15 protein-coding genes and 1 tRNA gene are annotated in these 16,245 nt (G+C 65.8%); 12 read left to right on the top strand and 4 right to left on the bottom strand.

What is annotated here, in order from left to right; translation table 11 throughout:
* Positions 1–319: 319 nt before the first annotated feature.
* A tRNA-Ser gene (locus CHB77_RS10995) sits at positions 320–409 on the bottom strand.
* A gap of 46 nt (positions 410–455) precedes the next feature.
* Positions 456–2,258: a phosphogluconate dehydratase gene (gene edd, locus CHB77_RS11000; protein ID WP_089388271.1), complete on the bottom strand. Its 1,803-nt coding sequence runs from the start codon at positions 2,256–2,258 to the stop codon at positions 456–458.
* Positions 2,259–2,404: 146 nt separating this feature from the next.
* Here edd and CHB77_RS11005 point away from each other — a divergent pair, with 146 nt between their 5' ends.
* From CHB77_RS11005 to pgi, 5 genes are read left to right on the top strand one after another with little or no spacing between them, the layout of a single operon-like run.
* Positions 2,405–3,598, top strand: coding sequence for an RSP_2647 family RNA methyltransferase (locus CHB77_RS11005; protein WP_089388272.1), 1,194 nt, complete (start codon positions 2,405–2,407; stop codon positions 3,596–3,598).
* Positions 3,598–4,137 (top strand): RSP_2648 family PIN domain-containing protein, encoded by a 540-nt coding sequence (locus CHB77_RS11010; protein ID WP_089388273.1) that lies wholly within the window; start codon positions 3,598–3,600, stop codon positions 4,135–4,137. The genes CHB77_RS11005 and CHB77_RS11010 overlap by 1 nt, the downstream gene beginning before the upstream one ends.
* A 60-nt stretch (positions 4,138–4,197) precedes the next feature.
* On the top strand, positions 4,198–5,649 hold the full coding sequence (zwf, locus tag CHB77_RS11015) for a glucose-6-phosphate dehydrogenase (RefSeq protein ID WP_089388380.1): 1,452 nt from the start codon (positions 4,198–4,200) through the stop codon (positions 5,647–5,649).
* Positions 5,650–5,651: 2 nt separating this feature from the next.
* Positions 5,652–6,323 carry a 6-phosphogluconolactonase gene (gene pgl / locus CHB77_RS11020; RefSeq protein WP_089388274.1) on the top strand — a complete coding sequence of 224 codons (672 nt, stop codon included), beginning with the start codon at positions 5,652–5,654 and terminating at the stop codon, positions 6,321–6,323.
* Between the two features lie 22 nt (positions 6,324–6,345).
* Positions 6,346–7,956, top strand: a complete 1,611-nt coding sequence (gene pgi, locus CHB77_RS11025) for a glucose-6-phosphate isomerase (protein WP_089388275.1) — start codon at positions 6,346–6,348, stop codon at positions 7,954–7,956.
* A 55-nt stretch (positions 7,957–8,011) separates the two neighbouring features.
* Here pgi and CHB77_RS11030 read toward each other — a convergent pair whose 3' ends face one another.
* On the bottom strand, positions 8,012–8,230 hold the full coding sequence (locus tag CHB77_RS11030) for a SlyX family protein (RefSeq protein ID WP_089388276.1): 219 nt from the start codon (positions 8,228–8,230) through the stop codon (positions 8,012–8,014).
* Between the two features lie 51 nt (positions 8,231–8,281).
* Here CHB77_RS11030 and hisS point away from each other — a divergent pair, with 51 nt between their 5' ends.
* Genes hisS through hisG form a run of 3 tightly spaced genes read left to right on the top strand, consistent with a single transcriptional unit; the run spans position 8,282 to position 11,534 of the window.
* Complete coding sequence (hisS, locus tag CHB77_RS11035) at positions 8,282–9,799, top strand: histidine--tRNA ligase (protein ID WP_089388277.1); 1,518 nt, start codon at positions 8,282–8,284, stop codon at positions 9,797–9,799.
* Entirely contained in the window at positions 9,799–10,860 is a 1,062-nt protein-coding gene (locus CHB77_RS11040) for an ATP phosphoribosyltransferase regulatory subunit (protein WP_089388381.1), read from the top strand. Before hisS ends, CHB77_RS11040 begins: the two co-directional genes overlap by 1 nt.
* Positions 10,857–11,534, top strand: a complete 678-nt coding sequence (gene hisG / locus CHB77_RS11045; RefSeq protein ID WP_089388278.1) for an ATP phosphoribosyltransferase — start codon at positions 10,857–10,859, stop codon at positions 11,532–11,534. Before CHB77_RS11040 ends, hisG begins: the two co-directional genes overlap by 4 nt.
* Before the next feature lie 67 nt (positions 11,535–11,601).
* Here the strand turns inward: hisG and ftsY are convergent, their stop codons facing one another.
* Positions 11,602–12,609 (bottom strand): signal recognition particle-docking protein FtsY, encoded by a 1,008-nt coding sequence (ftsY, locus tag CHB77_RS11050; RefSeq protein WP_089388279.1) that lies wholly within the window; start codon positions 12,607–12,609, stop codon positions 11,602–11,604.
* Between the two features lie 161 nt (positions 12,610–12,770).
* Between ftsY and CHB77_RS11055 the strand changes: the two genes are divergently transcribed.
* The 4 genes from CHB77_RS11055 (at position 12,771) to ispG (ending at position 16,208) form a co-directional block, all read left to right on the top strand.
* Positions 12,771–14,063, top strand: coding sequence for an adenylosuccinate synthase (locus CHB77_RS11055; RefSeq protein ID WP_089388280.1), 1,293 nt, complete (start codon positions 12,771–12,773; stop codon positions 14,061–14,063).
* 62 nt (positions 14,064–14,125) lie between these two features.
* Positions 14,126–14,338 (top strand): DUF2842 domain-containing protein, encoded by a 213-nt coding sequence (locus CHB77_RS11060; protein WP_089388281.1) that lies wholly within the window; start codon positions 14,126–14,128, stop codon positions 14,336–14,338.
* Positions 14,335–14,997, top strand: a complete 663-nt coding sequence (locus CHB77_RS11065) for a thiamine diphosphokinase (RefSeq protein WP_089388282.1) — start codon at positions 14,335–14,337, stop codon at positions 14,995–14,997. Before CHB77_RS11060 ends, CHB77_RS11065 begins: the two co-directional genes overlap by 4 nt.
* An 80-nt stretch (positions 14,998–15,077) precedes the next feature.
* Complete coding sequence (ispG, locus tag CHB77_RS11070) at positions 15,078–16,208, top strand: flavodoxin-dependent (E)-4-hydroxy-3-methylbut-2-enyl-diphosphate synthase (protein WP_089388283.1); 1,131 nt, start codon at positions 15,078–15,080, stop codon at positions 16,206–16,208.
* Positions 16,209–16,245 lie beyond the last annotated feature (37 nt).

The raw sequence follows: 16,245 nt of genomic DNA on the forward strand, positions 1-16,245 counted from the left end.
CAATCGCTTTGCTCAGAAGTCGAGCGTCGCGCTTTCACTTAACCAACTCCGGCGAAAGTTCGACCCCGGTCCCGTCCCACCGAGCGCCCCTGGCATCGAAGTCAATTTCTGGCGCTTGAAATTTTCATTGCACACCAATGCATTGCAAGAAATTCACCAAATCCGCGCAGTCATAAGGTCCAGAGAATATCGGCCCTGAGAGACCGCGTCCGGGCCACTTGGCGCCGAGGCCAGTGCTCAGCCCCACCCGCATAACCCGCGAAAACAACAGAAAAATCCGGCCGCAGCCGGATCGGGAGAACCTTTTCGCGAGGGCAAGTGGCGGAGCAGGTGGGATTCGAACCCACGGGACCATCACTGGCCCGGCGGTTTTCAAGACCGCTGCCTTAGACCGCTCGGCCACTGCTCCGGTGCTGTGCGTAAACCCTGGCAGGGGGATTGCCAAGGTCCAACCTTTAGACCACCACGCCCGCGCCTTCGGTTGCGGGTCCGGCCACGGCGCGGAAGGCGGCGAACAGTTCGCGGCCCATCCCTTCGCTGCTGGATTTGGGGTCATAGGGGACGGCCGGACGGGATTCGAAATCAGGGGCCAGGCAGTCGATCGTGCCCGTCACCGCGTCCAAGCGGATGATGTCACCGTCCCGGACGCGCGCCAAAGGCCCGCCGACCGAGGCTTCCGGCGCAATATGGATCGCGGCCGGAACCTTTCCCGAGGCACCCGACATGCGGCCATCGGTCAGCAGAGCGACCCTGAGACCGCGATCTTGCAGCACGGCAAGGAGCGGCGTCAGGGAATGCAGTTCGGGCATCCCGTTCGCACGCGGACCCTGGAAACGGACCACGACGATCGTATCCTCGGTGAATTGTCCGGCCTTGAAGGCGTCCTTGACCTGATCCTGGTCGGTGAACACGCGGGCCTTGGCCTCGATGACATGGCGTTCTTCGGCGACCGCGCTGACCTTGATAACTCCCCGGCCAAGGTTGCCGCCCAACTGCTTTAGCCCGCCCGTCATGGCGAAGGGATCGGCAGCCGGGCGCAGGATCCGGTCGTTCAGGCTGTCGCGCGACCCTTCCTCCCACCGGATCGCCTCTCCCTCCAGCTTGGGTTCGGCGGTATAGCCGTCGAGGCCGGTGCCGTTGATCGTCTTGACATCGGGATGCAGCATCCCGGCCTCCAGCAACTGGCCGATCATGTAGCCGATACCGCCCGCCGCGTGGAAATGGTTCACATCGGCGAGGCCGTTGGGATAGACGCGCGCCATCAGCGGCACGGTTTCGGAAATGTCGTGGAAATCCTCGATGTCGATCAGGATGCCCGCCGCCTTGGCCATTGCGGGGATGTGCATGACCAGGTTGGTCGATCCGCCCGTCGCCATCAGGCCGACGATGCCGTTGACAAAGGCCTTTTCGTCCAGAACCTCGCCCGCGGGCAGAAAATCGTTGCCAAGCCGGGTGATCGCGGCCGCGCGCTGGACGCCCGCCACGGTCAGGGCGTCGCGCAAGGGGGTGTTGGGGTTCACGAAGCTGGAGCCGGGCAGGTGCAGGCCCATGAACTCCATCAGCATCTGGTTCGAATTCGCGGTGCCGTAGAAGGTGCAGGTGCCTGCCGAATGATAGGACGCCATTTCCGCCGCCATCAGCGCGTCGCGGCCGACCTCGCCCGCGGCGAATTGCTGGCGGACCTTGGATTTTTCGTCGTTGGGAAGGCCGGACGGCATGGGTCCGGCGGGCAGAAAGACCGCCGGGATGTGGCCAAAGGTCGCGGCGGCCATGACCAGGCCCGGAACGATCTTGTCGCACACGCCCAGATACAGGGCCGCATCGAAACAGTCGTGCGACAGCCCGACCCCCGCGGCCAAGGCGATCACGTCGCGGGAAAACAGCGACAGTTCCATCCCCGCACGGCCCTGGGTCACGCCGTCGCACATGGCGGGCACGCCGCCCGCGACCTGGACGGTCGCGCCTGCGGCATGGCCCGCGCGGCGGATCAGGTCGGGGAACCGTTCATAGGGCTGATGCGCCGACAGCATGTCGTTATAGGCGGTGATGATGCCGATGTTGGGCTTGCGCGACAGGGCGAGGTCGTCCTTGTCCGGCATGGCCGCATAGGCATGGGCCTGATTGCCGCAGGACAGATGCGCGCGGCGCGGCCCATCCTCGGCCGCCTTGGCGATCTTGGCCAGATAGGCCTCGCGTCCGGTGCGGGACCGGGCGCGGATCCGGTCGGTGACGCGGTCGATGGTGGCGTGCAGGGTCATGGGCTGGCTCCTTCTGCGGTACAGGGAATATACTTTGTTAGCGATAACGGTTCAACCTTGCTTGTCGGTTGCCTGATCGCGGGGTCTGCGGCCTTGTGCCGGGCAGGGCGCCATGCCAGATCCGGGGCGCGAAAAGGATGAACCCGATGACCGACCTGTCCGTGCTGCGCCTGCGCCCGAAGTCCAAGCCCCAGGCGATCCGCCACGGATTTCCCTGGGTTTTTGCCGACGAGGCGGTTCTGGACCGCCGCACCCGCGCGATGCCCGCGGGCAGTTTCGCGGTGCTCGAGGATGCCGAGCGCAAGCCTTTGGCCCTGGTGACGGTCAACCCCAACTCCAAGATCGTGGGACGGGTGATGGATACCGACCCGCAGGCGGTGGTCGATAGCGGATGGCTGCGGGCCAGACTGATGCGCGCCCTGCACCTGCGCGAGCGGCTGTACGACGCGCCGTTCTATCGGCTGATCCATGCCGAGGCGGACGGGCTGCCGGGCCTGGTGATTGACCGTTTCGGCGATGCGGCGGTGATCCAGCCGAACGCCGCCTGGGCCGACCGGATGGCCGACGATCTGGCCGATGCCCTGGTGGACCTGACGGGCGTGTCCACCGTGATCCTGAACGGGCAGGGCCGCGCGCGCGGGCTGGAGGGGCTGGAGGAGCGGATGGAGGTTCTGCGCGGCCAGGCACCGACCGAACCCATGCCGGTGCCGATGAACGGCGCGACCTATCTGGCCGACCTGATGGGCGGACAGAAAACCGGGCTGTTCTATGACCAGCGGCCGAACCAAGCCTTTGCGCAACGGTTGGCCAAGGACGCGACCGTGCTGGATGTGTTCAGCCATGTCGGCGGCTTCGGTCTGGCGGCGCTGGCGGCGGGGGCGTCCCATGCGACCTGCGTGGATGGCAGCGCGGCGGCATTGGAACTGGCCAGGGGTGGGGCAGGGCGCATGAGTGCCGCCGATCGTCTGGACACCGTGCAATCCGATGCCTTCAAGGCCATGGAGAAACTGGCGGAAGACGGCAAACGCTTCGATCTGGTGGTCTGCGACCCGCCCGCCTTCGCCCCCGCCAAGTCCGCGTTGGAGGCCGGTCTGCGCGCCTATGAACGTGTGGCGAAACTGGCCGCGCCCTTGGTCGCGCCGGGGGGCTATCTGGTGCTGTGCAGTTGTTCCCATGCGGCGGACCTGACCGCGTTCCGCAACGCCAGCGCGCGCGGCATCGGTCGCGGGGGGCGGCGGGGCGTTCTGATCCATACGGGACAAGCGGGACCGGATCATCCGATGTTGCCGCAACTGGCCGAAACCGGCTATCTCAAGGCGCTGTTCTTCCGGTTGGACTGATGCGCGCGGTCCTTGACGCCAATGTCCTGTTTCCCACCATCCTGCGGGAAATCCTGACCGATCTGGCCGCCGCCGGGCTGTTCGCGCCGTTATGGTCGCCGCGCATCCTGGCCGAATGGCGCCATGCCGCGGCCCGGCTTGGCGCCGATCAGGATGCCGTCGCGGGCGCCGAGATCGCCCTGCTGCGCGCCCGCTTTCCAACCGCCGAAGTGCCCGATGACGGAATGCGGGCCATCGATCTGCATTTTCCCGACCCCGCCGATCGGCATGTCGTCGAGACCGCCCTGGCCGGCAAGGCCGATCTGATCGTCACCGCGAACCTGCGGGATTTCCCCCGGAATCTGATGGCGGGGCTGGGCCTGCGCGCCATGCACCCCGACGCCTTTCTGCTGAACCGCCTTTGCGATCATCCGCAGGCCGTCAACGCGGCCATCATGGCCGCCCGCGACAAGGCGAATGCGCTGGGCGGCGCGATGACTGCCGCAGAAATGCTCAAACGCTGCCGTCTGCCCCGGACCGCCAAAGCCGCAAAAGGTTGAACCGAGTTGCTGTTAACGCTAACAAGAGATATGGCGATCTCCAACCGCAAGGAGGACAGCATGGTCTCGCGCGTCATTCCCGTCGATGATTTCGACCTTGTGATCTTTGGTGCAACGGGTGATCTGGCCCATCGCAAGATCCTGCCCGGCCTGTTCCGGCGATTCGTCGCGGGCCAGATCCCCGAAACGTCCCGCATCATCGGCGCCGCCCGGACCGAACAGGACGACCACGCCTTTCGCGAACAGGCCGCGCAGGCCATCGTGGAATTCGGGGGTGCCCAGAAGAACGATCCCCGGCTGGCGCAATTCCTGGATCTGCTGGGCTATACCGCCATCGACGCCAAGGGCGAGGGCGGGTGGCAGGAACTCGGCGCCCGGATCCGCAAGGATGCGATCCATGCCTTCTATTTCTCGGTCGCGCCCGCCCTGTTCGGCGACATCGCGGAACGTCTGTCGTCCCATGGCATTGCCGACGGCAAAAGCCGGATCGTTGTTGAGAAACCGTTCGGCCGCGACCTGCAAACGGCGCGGGCGCTGAACGCCACGCTGGCCCGGCATTTCGAAGAAAAGCAGATTTATCGCATCGATCACTATCTGGGCAAGGAAACCGTTCAGAACCTGATGGCGGTGCGGTTCGCCAACGTCCTGTTCGAACCGCTGTGGAATTCGCAGTATGTCGATCACGTCCAGATCACGGTTGCCGAAACCGTGGGCGTGGCCGGGCGCGGCAGCTATTACGACAAGTCCGGCGCGATCCGCGACATGGTGCAGAACCACATGATGCAGCTTTTGTGCCTGATCGCGATGGAGCCGCCCTATCACTTTGACCCCAACGCCGTGCGCGACGAAAAGCTGAAGGTGATCCGCGCCTTGCAGCCCGTCGAACCCGGCGACATCGTTCGTGGCCAGTATCAGGCGGACGGCAAATCCACGGGCTATGTCGAGGATTCGGAAAACCCCGCCACCCGGACAGAAAGCTATGTCGCGATGAAGGTGTGCATTTCCAACTGGCGCTGGCAGGGCACGCCCTTTTACCTGCGCACCGGCAAGAAGCTGCGCGCCCGAACCAGCGAAATTGCCATCGTCTTTCGCGAACCGCCCCATTCGATCTTTGACGACAGCGGCGCGCCCAAGGCCAACGAGCTTGTCATCCGCCTGCAACCGAACGAGGGCATGAACCTCAAGGTGATGATAAAGGAACCGGGGCCGGGGGGGATGCGTCTGGTGCAGGTGCCGCTGGACATGTCCTTTGCCGAGGCGTTGGGCGCGGAGGGCAGCGACATGCCCGACGCCTATGAACGGCTTATCATGGACGTGATCCGGGGCAACCAGACCCTGTTCATGCGCGGGGACGAGGTCGAGGCCGCCTGGGCCTGGACCGATCCCGTCATCACCGCCTGGGAAGACAGCAAGCGTCGTCCCGAACCCTATGACGCAGGATCCTCTGGTCCCGAGGAAGCGTTGCGTCTTATGCATCGCGACAACAGGCGATGGAGGGAGATTCGCGGATGAGCATGGAACTGAAGGAATACCCGGACCGGGAAATGCTGGCGCTGTCGCTGGCCGATCAGATCGCCTCGCAATTGGCGCAGCAGCTTCGCGGCAACGACACGGCCAGCCTGTGCGTGCCGGGCGGAACCTCGCCCACGCTTGTCTTTGAAACGCTCAGCGGGGCCGACCTGGACTGGAGCCGGGTGACGGTCTTTTTGGGCGACGAACGCTGGGTGGACGGCGAACACAAGCGTTCGAACGGCCGCCTGCTGCGCCGCCATCTGCTGCGCGACCGTGCGGCGGCGGCGAATTACATCGATCTTTATACCGGGGCCGATATGCCGGACGAGGCTGCGGGACCGCTGGCGGATGCGATTCGTCCGCATCTGCCGATCACCGTGGTTCTGCTGGGCATGGGCAACGACATGCACACGGCCAGCCTGTTCCCCGGCGCCGACCGCCTGGCCGAGGGGTTGGCAGCCGATGCCCCGCTGGTCCTGCCGATCCGCGCCGAAGGGGCCGAGGAGCCGCGCATCACCCTGACCCGCACGGCCCTGGCGGATGCGATGAACGTCCATGTGCTTATCATGGGGCCCGAGAAGCGCAGGGCGTTGGAGCAGGCGCAGAAGCTGGACCCGATCGAGGCGCCGATCCGCGCCTTCCTGGACAACGCGATCGTTCACTGGGCCGAATAGGCCGCCCAAAGGAGCCTTCCGAATGACCGACATCTGGAGCCGCCTGAAATCCCATCGACAAGCGCAGGGCGACACCCGCATCACCGGCCTGTTCGACGCCGATCCCGCCCGCGCCCGCGCCTTTTGCACGGAAGCGGACGGCCTGGTCTTCGACTGGTCCAAGACCATGATCGACACGGGCGCCCGCGATTTGCTGGTCGAACTGGCCGAAGGCGCGGATCTGGCTGGCCGCCGCGAGGCGATGTTCACCGGCCAGCGGATCAACGAGACCGAGGACCGCGCCGTCCTGCACACCGCCCTGCGCAACCTGCGCGGCAGCGTGACGGTGGACGGCCAGGACGTGATGCCCGCCGTGCGCGAGACGCATGACCGGATGGCGGATTTCGCCCGCGACGTGCGGTCCGGGGCGTTCAAGGGGCAGGGCGGCAAGATCACCGACGTGGTCAACATCGGCATCGGCGGATCCGACCTCGGCCCCTATATGGCGGTGCTGGCGATGGCGCCCTATCACGATGGGCCGCGCTGTCATTTCGTCAGCAACGTGGACGGCGCCGACATCGCCGACACGCTGAAGGGACTGGACCCGGCGACGACGCTGGTGATCGTGGCATCCAAGACATTCACTACCATCGAGACGATGACCAACGCCCAGACCGCGCGCGACTGGATGGGAAAGGCCGTGGCCGATCCGGCGGCGCAATTCGTGGCGCTGTCCTCGGCCAGCGGCAGGACGGCGGATTTTGGCATCGACCCTGCGCGCGTCTTCGGATTCGAGGATTGGGTCGGTGGGCGCTATTCCGTCTGGGGACCGATCGGGCTGTCGCTGATGCTGGCCATCGGCGACGAACGGTTCGACGAATTCCTGGCGGGCGCCGCCGCGATGGACAGGCATTTCCGCAATGCGCCGTTGTCGGAAAACCTGCCCGTGCTGCTGGCCCTGGTGGGCATCTGGCATCATCAGGTCTGCGGCTATCCGACCCGCGCCGTGCTGCCCTATGACAACCGCCTGCTGCGTCTGCCCGCCTATCTGCAACAGCTGGAGATGGAATCGAACGGCAAGCGCGTGGCGATGGACGGCAGCGATCTGGCGGTGGTGTCCGGCCCGGTCGTCTGGGGCGAACCCGGCACCAACGGCCAGCACGCCTTTTATCAACTGATCCATCAGGGTACGACGCCGGTCCCCTGCGAATTCATCCTGGCCGCGCGCGGCCACGAGGATGATCTGGCCCATCACCACATCCTGCTGGCCGCCAACTGCCTGGCCCAGTCCGAGGCGCTGATGCGCGGCCGCACCCTGGACGAGGCGCGCGATCTGATGGCCTCCAAGGGGCTGGAAGGCGCCGAACTGGACCGTCAGGCCCGCCACCGCGTGTTCCCCGGCAACCGGCCATCGACCACGCTGCTGATCGAGAAGTTGACGCCCTTTGCCCTGGGCCAGATCGTCGCGCTGTATGAACACCGGGTATTCGTCGAGGGCGTGATCCTGGGCATCAACAGCTTTGACCAATGGGGGGTGGAACTGGGCAAGGAACTGGCCCTGAAAGTCGAGCCGTTGTTGCAGGGCGAGAACGCGCCGGGCCACGACCCCTCGACCGAACATTTGGCGGCGCTGTTCCGGCAGATGCGCGGATAAGCCGGGGGCGCTTCGCCCCCCGGACCCCCCGAGGATATTTTGGTGAAGAAGAATCCTACCAGTGCGGCGGGCGCTGATCGGCCAACGGGATCGTGCCTTCGGCATCGGCCTGATGTTCGGCGGCGAAACGCATCAGCATCTCGACCCGGCGCGTCAGGGTGGCGATCTCGGCATCCTGGCGGGCGATGACCTCGTGCAGGTCGTCGGTCACGCGGGTCAGGTGGGCTAGCGTTTCCTCGACTGCCCGGATTCGCGTCTCGGTATCCTTGTCCATGCCGGTCCCTTCGGTTAAGGCAGCCACGGATTTGGCCGGAAAGGCAGGACCATGGCGAAAGATCAGAAAAAACAGCTCCGTCCCAAGGCGGACACGCCCAAGGGCTTTCGCGACTATTTCGGCGCGGACGTGACCGAACGCAAGGCGATGCTGGATGCCATCGGTAAAGTTTACGAACTGCATGGCTTCGATCCCCTGGAAACCAGCGCCGTCGAGACGGTCGAGGCCCTGGGCAAGTTCCTGCCCGACGTGGACCGCCCCAATGCAGGCGTGTTTGCGTGGCAGGAGGAAGCCGTCCCCGGCGGCGGGTCGGGCGACTGGCTGGCGCTGCGATACGACCTGACGGCGCCGCTGGCCCGCGTGGCGGCGCAGTTCCGCAATGATCTGCCGATCCCCTATCGCCGCTATGCCATGGGGCCGGTTTGGCGCAACGAGAAGCCGGGGCCGGGGCGGTTCCGGCAGTTCTATCAGTGCGACGCGGATACGGTGGGGTCTGCGTCCGTGGCGGCGGATGCCGAGATCTGCGCGATGCTGGCCGATGCGCTGGAGGCTGTGGGGATTGCGCGCGGCGATTACATCGTGCGGATCAACAATCGCAAGGTGCTGAACGGTGTGCTGGAGGCGGCCGAGGTGCGCGCCGACCAGGCCGAGGATGTGCTGCGCCAGATCGACAAGTTCGACAAGGTGGGCCGCGAGGGCGTGCTGGCTCTGTTGACCACGGGACGTAAGGACGACAGCGGCGCGGTGATTAAGGGGGTAGGGCTGACCGAGGCGCAGGCGGCGCCGGTGCTGGCCTTCCTGACCTCGAAGGGTGATGACAACGCCGCGACGCTGGAGGCCCTACGCGTGGCGGTCGGCGGATCGGCCATTGGGGCCGAGGGGGTCGACGAATTGGCAGAGATTGCGAGACTTCTGGCCGCCATGGGCGTGACAGAGAATCAGGCGATCATCGACCCCTCCGTCGTGCGCGGCTTGGGTTATTATACCGGTCCAGTCTTTGAAGCAGAATTAATCAGCATCCCAGACAAAAATGGCCGCAAGCGGCAGTTCGGATCCGTTGCGGGCGGCGGACGGTATGACGGTCTGGTCGAACGCTTTACGGGCCAAAAAGTGCCCGCAACCGGCGTGTCCATCGGCGTGGACCGACTATATGCAGCAATTTCACTTAGCCGAGTACTGTTGAGAGAAGGACCGGTGATCGTCACCGTCATGGATCGCCAACGTATGGCAGAATATTTGAAAATAGCAAGTGAACTTCGTGCTGCTGGAATTCGTGCAGAAGTTTATTTGGGAAATCCAAAGAATTTCGGAAATCAATTAAAATATGCGGATCGTAGAGATTCTCCGATTGCAGTTATTCAAGGTGAAAATGAGGTCTCCAAGGGTTCAGTGCTGCTCAAAGACCTTTATTTAGGCGAAATGCTTGCTGATTCTATGAGCCGAGAGGAATGGAAAGCGCAACCAACGCAATTTGAGGTTCCGCGATGTGAGTTAGTGCCCGCAGTTAAAAAGCTGCGAGACGAGATAAACTTGCGTGTAGCTGACCTGCACAGGCAAGATTCGCTGTGATCCCCAAGCGCGACAAGCAGGCCGTCGGCCAACGCTTCCTGAACGCTTTCCGCGAAGCTGGCGCGGTCGAGGTCGCGCCCGACATCCTGCTGCCCGCCGATACGCTGCTCGATCTGTACGGCGAGGATATCCGCGCCCGCGCTTACACCTCCTCCGATCCCTTGCGGGGCGAGATGATGTTGCGGCCCGATTTCACCGTGCCGGTGGTGCAGATGCACATGGCGGGCGGCGCGGAACCGGCGCGTTATTGTTACCTGGGCGAGGTGTTCCGCAAGCAGGATCCGGGCGATGAACGTCCGGCCAATCCGCGCGACAACGAATACCTGCAAGCAGGGTTCGAACTGTTCGCCCATGATCCGCAGGCGGATGCCGAGGTTTTCGCGCTGTTCCACCGGCTGCTGGCCCCCTGGGGCTTGCGGGCGGTGACGGGGGACATGGGGCTGGTGATGGATGCGGTCCGCGCGCTGCCCCTGTCGGAGGCGCGGCGCGATGCGCTTTTGCATCACGTCTGGCGCCCAAAGCGGTTCGGGCGGCTGCTGGCGCGGTTTTCCCGGCCTGCGGCGCGACGCAACGTTGCGCAAAGCGCCGCCCCCTGGGCGGGGCTGCGGACAAGGGCCGAGATGGAGCGGCGCATGGCCCGTCTGGCGGCCGATCAGGATGCCGCGCCGCTGGACCCCGCCTGGATCGCGCGGCTTGACCGGCTGTTCGCCATCAGCGCGGCCATGCCAAAGGCCCTTGGGGAACTGACGGATCTGTCGCGGGAATGGCCTGATCTGGCCCCGGCCATCCGGCGGATCGACGATCGGGCCGGGATGCTGGCCGACCTGGGCGTCGCGCCTGAAACGGTCCTGTTCGATGCAAGCCACGGCCATCGCACCATGGAATATTACGACGGCTTCACCTTCAGTTTTCTGGCGGACGGCCGCACAGGCTGGCCCCCGATCGCGACGGGCGGACGCTATGACGCGCTGACCGCCGTGCTGGGCCGGGGCGGGCGCGCCATCCCGGCGGTCGGCGGCATCATCCGCCCCGGCCTTGTCGCCGAACTGGAGACCGCATGATCCGGCTAGGCGTGCCGTCCAAGGGGCGGCTGATGGAACAAAGCTTCGAGTGGTTCGCAGCGCGGGGCGTCACCCTGTCGCGCAGCGGATCGGACCGCGAATACGCGGGGCGGGTAGATGGCGTCGAGGGCATGTCGCTGATCCTGCTGTCGGCGGGCGAGATTCCGCGCGAACTGGCTGCCGGGCGGATCGATCTGGGCGTGACCGGCACCGATCTGGTGCGCGAAAAGCTGACCGGCTGGAAAAGCGATGTGGCCGAGGTGGCGCCGATGGGCTTTGGCCATGCCGATCTGATCCTGGCCGTTCCAGACTGTTGGCGCGATTGCGTCGATCTGGACGATTTCGCGGCCATTGCGCGCGATTTCCGCGCCGTGCACGGGTTCCGTCTGCGGATTGCCACCAAGTATCACCGTCTGGTCCGCGCCTGGCTGGCCGCGCACGAGGTGGCCGATTACCAACTGGTCGATTCGCAGGGCGCGACCGAAGGGACGGTGGCGAACCAGACCGCCGAGGCGATCGCCGACATCACCAGTTCCGGCGAAACGCTGCGGGCGAACAATTTGAAGGTTCTGGCGGAGGATCCGATCCTGCGGTCGCAGGCGACGCTGTTTGCGCACCGTGCCTCGCTGGCCGATTGCGGTCCGTTCCTGGCGCAGCTCGGGCTGGAAGCCTAGCAGGGGGCTGTCTGCCCCCAACGCGCCTTGCGCGTCCCCCCGAGGATATTGGGATGAAGAAGACGGCCTAGAGACCGACAAGCGCGCGCGCGAAGTCGTTCGCGTCGAAGGCGTCCAGGTCGTCGATCTGTTCGCCCACGCCGATGGCATGGATCGGCAGGCCGAAGCGGTCGGCAAGCGCCACGAGAACGCCCCCGCGCGCGGTGCCGTCCAGTTTGGTCATCACCAGGCCGGACACGTCGGCAAGCTGGCGGAACGTCTCGACCTGGTTCAACGCGTTCTGGCCGGTGGTCGCATCCAGCACCAGCAGGGTGTTGTGGGGCGCGGTCGGATCCTTCTTGCGGATCACGCGGACGATCTTGGCCAGTTCCTCCATCAAATCCGCGCGGTTCTGCAATCGCCCCGCCGTATCGATCATCAGCAGGTCGGCGCCCTCGGCCTCGGCCCGTGTCATGGCGTCAAAGGCCAGGCTGGCCGGATCGCTGCCCTGGGCCGCGACCATCACCGGGACGCCCGCCCGCTGGCCCCAGATCTGCAACTGTTCGACGGCGGCGGCACGAAAGGTGTCGCCCGCCGCGATCATCACCGACTTGCCCGCCGCGCGGAACTGGCTGGCCAGCTTGCCGATGGTGGTGGTCTTGCCCGCGCCGTTGACGCCCACCACCAGAACGACCTGGGGCTTTTTCGGATAGATGGGCAGGGGGCGGGCCACCGGGGCCATGATCCGCGCGATTTCGCCCGCCAGCAGCTGGCGCAGTTCGGTCGATGACACCCGCCGGCCCATGCGGCCTTCGGCGATGTTGGCGGTGACGCGCAGCGCGGTATCGACGCCCAGGTCGGCCTGGACCAGCATGTCCTCCAGTTCCTCCAGCATGGCGTCGTCCAAGGCGCGGCGGGGTTCCTCGGGGGGCGCGGCGGGGGCGGTGCCGAACAGGCGGCCGACCAGTCCGGGAGAGGGCGCGGGCGCGGGTTGGGGCACAACCTCGGGGGCGGCGTCCACGATGCCGTCCAGCCCTTCGCCGATCTTCGTGGAGGATCGCGTCAGCCGATCGCGCAGTTTCGACAAGAACGACATGGTTCGCACCTCTTCAGCCCGGCGGCACCCTAATGGCTGCCGTGGAAAAGGAAAAGGGCGCCTGCCGGCGGCCCGCGGCGGGCAAATCGCGGCTTTCCCCCCGGCCAGCCTTGGGCTAGACCCTGCAACGGACATTTTTCGGGCAGATGGAAGGACCGTTCATGGCCAATGTGGTGGTTGTCGGCGCGCAGTGGGGCGACGAGGGCAAGGGCAAGATCGTCGACTGGCTGAGCGAGCGGGCCGACGTGATCGCCCGTTTCCAGGGTGGTCACAACGCCGGGCACACGCTGGTCATCGGGGAAAAGGTCTTCAAGCTGTCGCTGCTGCCGTCGGGCATCGTGCGCGGAGGCAAGCTGGCGGTGATCGGCAATGGCGTGGTGCTGGATCCCTGGGCGCTGTTTTCGGAAATCGAGAAGCTGTCGGCGCAGGGTGTCGCGATCAGCACCGAAAACCTGATGATCGCCGAAAATACGCCGCTTATCCTGCCCTTGCACCAGGATCTGGACAAGCTGCGAGAGGACGCGGCGGGCAAGGCCAGGATCGGCACCACCGGCCGCGGCATCGGTCCGGCCTATGAGGACAAGGTTGGCCGCCGCACGATCCGCGTGGCCGACCTGGGCGACGAGGAAACGCTGGACGCGAGGCTGGACCGGCTGCTGGCCCATCACGACGCGCTGCGCAAGGGCCTGGGGGCCGACCCCATCGACCGGGCCGACCTGAAGGCCCGGCTGATGGCGGTGGCACCCAGGCTGCTGCCCTATGCCCAGCCGGTCTGGAAGATCATGGCCGACGCCCGCAAGGCCGGCAAGCGCATCCTGTTCGAAGGCGCGCAGGGATCGCTGCTGGACATCGACTTTGGCACCTATCCCTATGTCACCAGCTCGACCACTATGTCGGGGATGGCGGCGTCGGGGACCGGGATGGGGCCATCGGCCATCGGCTTCGTGCTGGGCATCGTCAAGGCCTATACCACCCGTGTGGGCGAGGGTCCGTTCCCGACCGAACTGCACGACGCCGATGGGCAGCGGCTTGGCGAACGCGGCCATGAATTCGGCACCGTCACGGGGCGCAAGCGGCGCTGCGGCTGGTTCGATGCGGTTCTGGTGCGCCAGACCTGCGCGATCAGCGGCGTGAACGGCATCGCGCTGACCAAGCTGGACGTTCTGGACGGGTTCGAGACGCTGAAGATCTGCGTGGGCTACGAAATCGACGGTGTGACCTACGATTACCTGCCGACCGCCGCCGCGTTGCAGGCCCAGGTCACGCCGGTCTACGAGGAAATGGACGGCTGGCAGGAATCGACCCAAGGCGCGCGCAGTTGGGCCGATCTTCCGGCGGCGGCGATCAAGTATGTCCGGCGGGTCGAGGAGCTGATCCAATGCCCGGTCGCGCTGCTCTCGACCAGCCCGGAACGGGACGATACGATCCTGGTCACGGATCCGTTCCAGGATTGAGGGGGGGCGGGGCTGGACCCTGAACCCCGGAAGGCCTGCGCCACGATGAAAGGGGACGCGCCATGAACCTGAAGACACGCAAGCGATTGTCGCTGCTGATCCTTGTCGTTGGGCTGCCCTTGTACATCGTCGCGGCGGTCACTCTGGTGAACTGGATGGATGCGCGTTTCGGACGCCAGCCGATCCTGGTCGAGATCGTCGTCTATGTCGGTCTGGGCGTGCTGTGGATACTGCCGCTGAAACGGATCTTTTCCGGTATCGGACGTGCGGAATGATCCCTCCGGTGGTCATCTCGGATCGGGGGGTGACCGTGATCGGGGGCGGGACGGCGACACCCTATGACCTGCACAGCGCCCTGGCGGTGGCGCCGACGCTGGTGGCGGCGGACGGCGGGGCCGACCGGGCGCTTGCCTTGGGCCAGCCGCCCGACTGGGTGATCGGCGATCTGGACAGCATCACGCCATCCGCGCGCCGCATGATCCCGACTGGCCGTATCTGCCATGTGGCGGAACAGGACAGCACCGATTTCGCCAAATGCCTGACCCGGATCGCCGCGCCCTTCGTGATGGCCGTGGGCTTTGCCGGGCTGCGGCTGGACCATACGCTGTCGGCGCTGACCACCATGGCCAGCATTCCCCGGCCCTTCGTGATCCTGCTGGCGTCCGACGACGTGGTGTTCATGGCCCCCCCGCGCCTGACCCTGCCGCTGATGCCGGGAACGCGGGTGTCCCTGTATCCCATGGGTCCGGCGCGCGGGATCAGCACCGGCCTGGAATGGCCGATCGAGGGGATCGAGTTCGCGCCGGGCGGTCGGGTCGGAACGTCGAACTGCGCGAACGGGGTCGTCACGCTGCGGATCGAGGGCCGGATGCTGCTGATGCTGCCGCGCAGCACGCTGGCCAGCGTCATGACGGCATTGCGCCTGCCCGCCTGACCGCCATCACAGCCCCGTGCGGCGGTTGCCGCCCCGCCCCGGATCGCTTATCTGCAAGGGGCGAACCCGCGGAGGCCTCCATGTCGCTGAACCCGATCCGTCCCTGGCGCAATATCGAGCGGCGGAAATCCCGACAGATCATGGTGGGCAACGTTCCGGTGGGCGGCGATGCGCCGATCAGCGTGCAGACCATGACCAACACCAACGGCCACGACGTGCGCGCCACGCTGGACCAGGTGATCCGCGCTGCCGATGCCGGGGCCGACATCGTGCGGATTTCGGCGCCCGACCAGGAAACCACGCGCGCGCTGCGCGAGATTTGCCGCGAAAGCCCGGTGCCGATCGTCGCCGACATCCATTTCCACTACAAGCGCGCCATCGAGGCGGCCGAGGCGGGCGCGGCCTGCCTGCGCATCAATCCCGGCAATATCGGCGACGCGGCGCGCGTGCGCGAAGTCATCAAGGCTGCCAAGGACCACGGCTGTTCGATCCGCATCGGCGTCAATGCCGGGTCGCTGGAACGGCACCTGCTGGAAAAATACGGCGAACCCTGTCCCGACGCGATGGTGGAAAGCGGGCTGGACCATATCAAAATCCTGCAAGACAACGACTTTCACGAATTCAAGATCAGCGTGAAGGCGTCCGACGTTTTCTTGGCCGCCGCCGCCTATCAGCAATTGGCCGAGGCGACGGACGCGCCGATCCATCTGGGCATCACCGAGGCGGGCGGTTTCGTGGGCGGCACGGTGAAATCGGCCGTCGGTCTGGGAACGCTGTTGTGGATGGGGATCGGCGACACGATCCGCGTCAGCCTGTCCGCCGATCCGGTCGAGGAGGTGAAGGTCGGATTCGAGATCCTCAAGTCGCTGGGCCTGCGGACCCGGGGAGTGCAGATCATCTCTTGCCCATCCTGCGCCCGGCAGGGGTTTGATGTGATAAAGACGGTCGAGGCCTTGGAAAAGCGGCTGGAACACATCAAGACGCCCATGTCCCTGTCGATCATCGGCTGCGTCGTGAACGGACCGGGCGAGGCGCTGATGACCGACATCGGCTTTACCGGCGGCGGCGCGGGCAGCGGCATGGTCTATATGGCCGGGCGGCAAAGCCACAAGATGACCAACGCGCAGATGATCGACCATATCGTGGGACTGGTCGAGGAGCGGGCCGAGAAGATCGAGGCCGAGGCCGGGGCGCAGACGGCGGCAGAGTGACGCGTCCCGCGGTGGCCGGGGGCGCTTCGCCCCCCGG

Origin of the sequence: Paracoccus sediminis (genome assembly GCF_900188295.1) — a bacterium.
GTDB lineage: Bacteria > Pseudomonadota > Alphaproteobacteria > Rhodobacterales > Rhodobacteraceae > Paracoccus > Paracoccus sediminis.

Coding starts and splice junctions, on each gene's coding strand:
- edd (WP_089388271.1), bottom strand. CDS start 2,258: ATGACCCTGCACGCCACCATCGACCGCGTCACCGACCGGATCCGCGCC.
- CHB77_RS11005 (WP_089388272.1), top strand. CDS start 2,405: ATGACCGACCTGTCCGTGCTGCGCCTGCGCCCGAAGTCCAAGCCCCAG.
- CHB77_RS11010 (WP_089388273.1), top strand. CDS start 3,598: ATGCGCGCGGTCCTTGACGCCAATGTCCTGTTTCCCACCATCCTGCGG.
- zwf (WP_089388380.1), top strand. CDS start 4,198: ATGGTCTCGCGCGTCATTCCCGTCGATGATTTCGACCTTGTGATCTTT.
- pgl (WP_089388274.1), top strand. CDS start 5,652: ATGGAACTGAAGGAATACCCGGACCGGGAAATGCTGGCGCTGTCGCTG.
- pgi (WP_089388275.1), top strand. CDS start 6,346: ATGACCGACATCTGGAGCCGCCTGAAATCCCATCGACAAGCGCAGGGC.
- CHB77_RS11030 (WP_089388276.1), bottom strand. CDS start 8,230: ATGGACAAGGATACCGAGACGCGAATCCGGGCAGTCGAGGAAACGCTA.
- hisS (WP_089388277.1), top strand. CDS start 8,282: ATGGCGAAAGATCAGAAAAAACAGCTCCGTCCCAAGGCGGACACGCCC.
- hisG (WP_089388278.1), top strand. CDS start 10,857: ATGATCCGGCTAGGCGTGCCGTCCAAGGGGCGGCTGATGGAACAAAGC.
- ftsY (WP_089388279.1), bottom strand. CDS start 12,609: ATGTCGTTCTTGTCGAAACTGCGCGATCGGCTGACGCGATCCTCCACG.
- CHB77_RS11055 (WP_089388280.1), top strand. CDS start 12,771: ATGGCCAATGTGGTGGTTGTCGGCGCGCAGTGGGGCGACGAGGGCAAG.
- CHB77_RS11060 (WP_089388281.1), top strand. CDS start 14,126: ATGAACCTGAAGACACGCAAGCGATTGTCGCTGCTGATCCTTGTCGTT.
- CHB77_RS11065 (WP_089388282.1), top strand. CDS start 14,335: ATGATCCCTCCGGTGGTCATCTCGGATCGGGGGGTGACCGTGATCGGG.
- ispG (WP_089388283.1), top strand. CDS start 15,078: ATGTCGCTGAACCCGATCCGTCCCTGGCGCAATATCGAGCGGCGGAAA.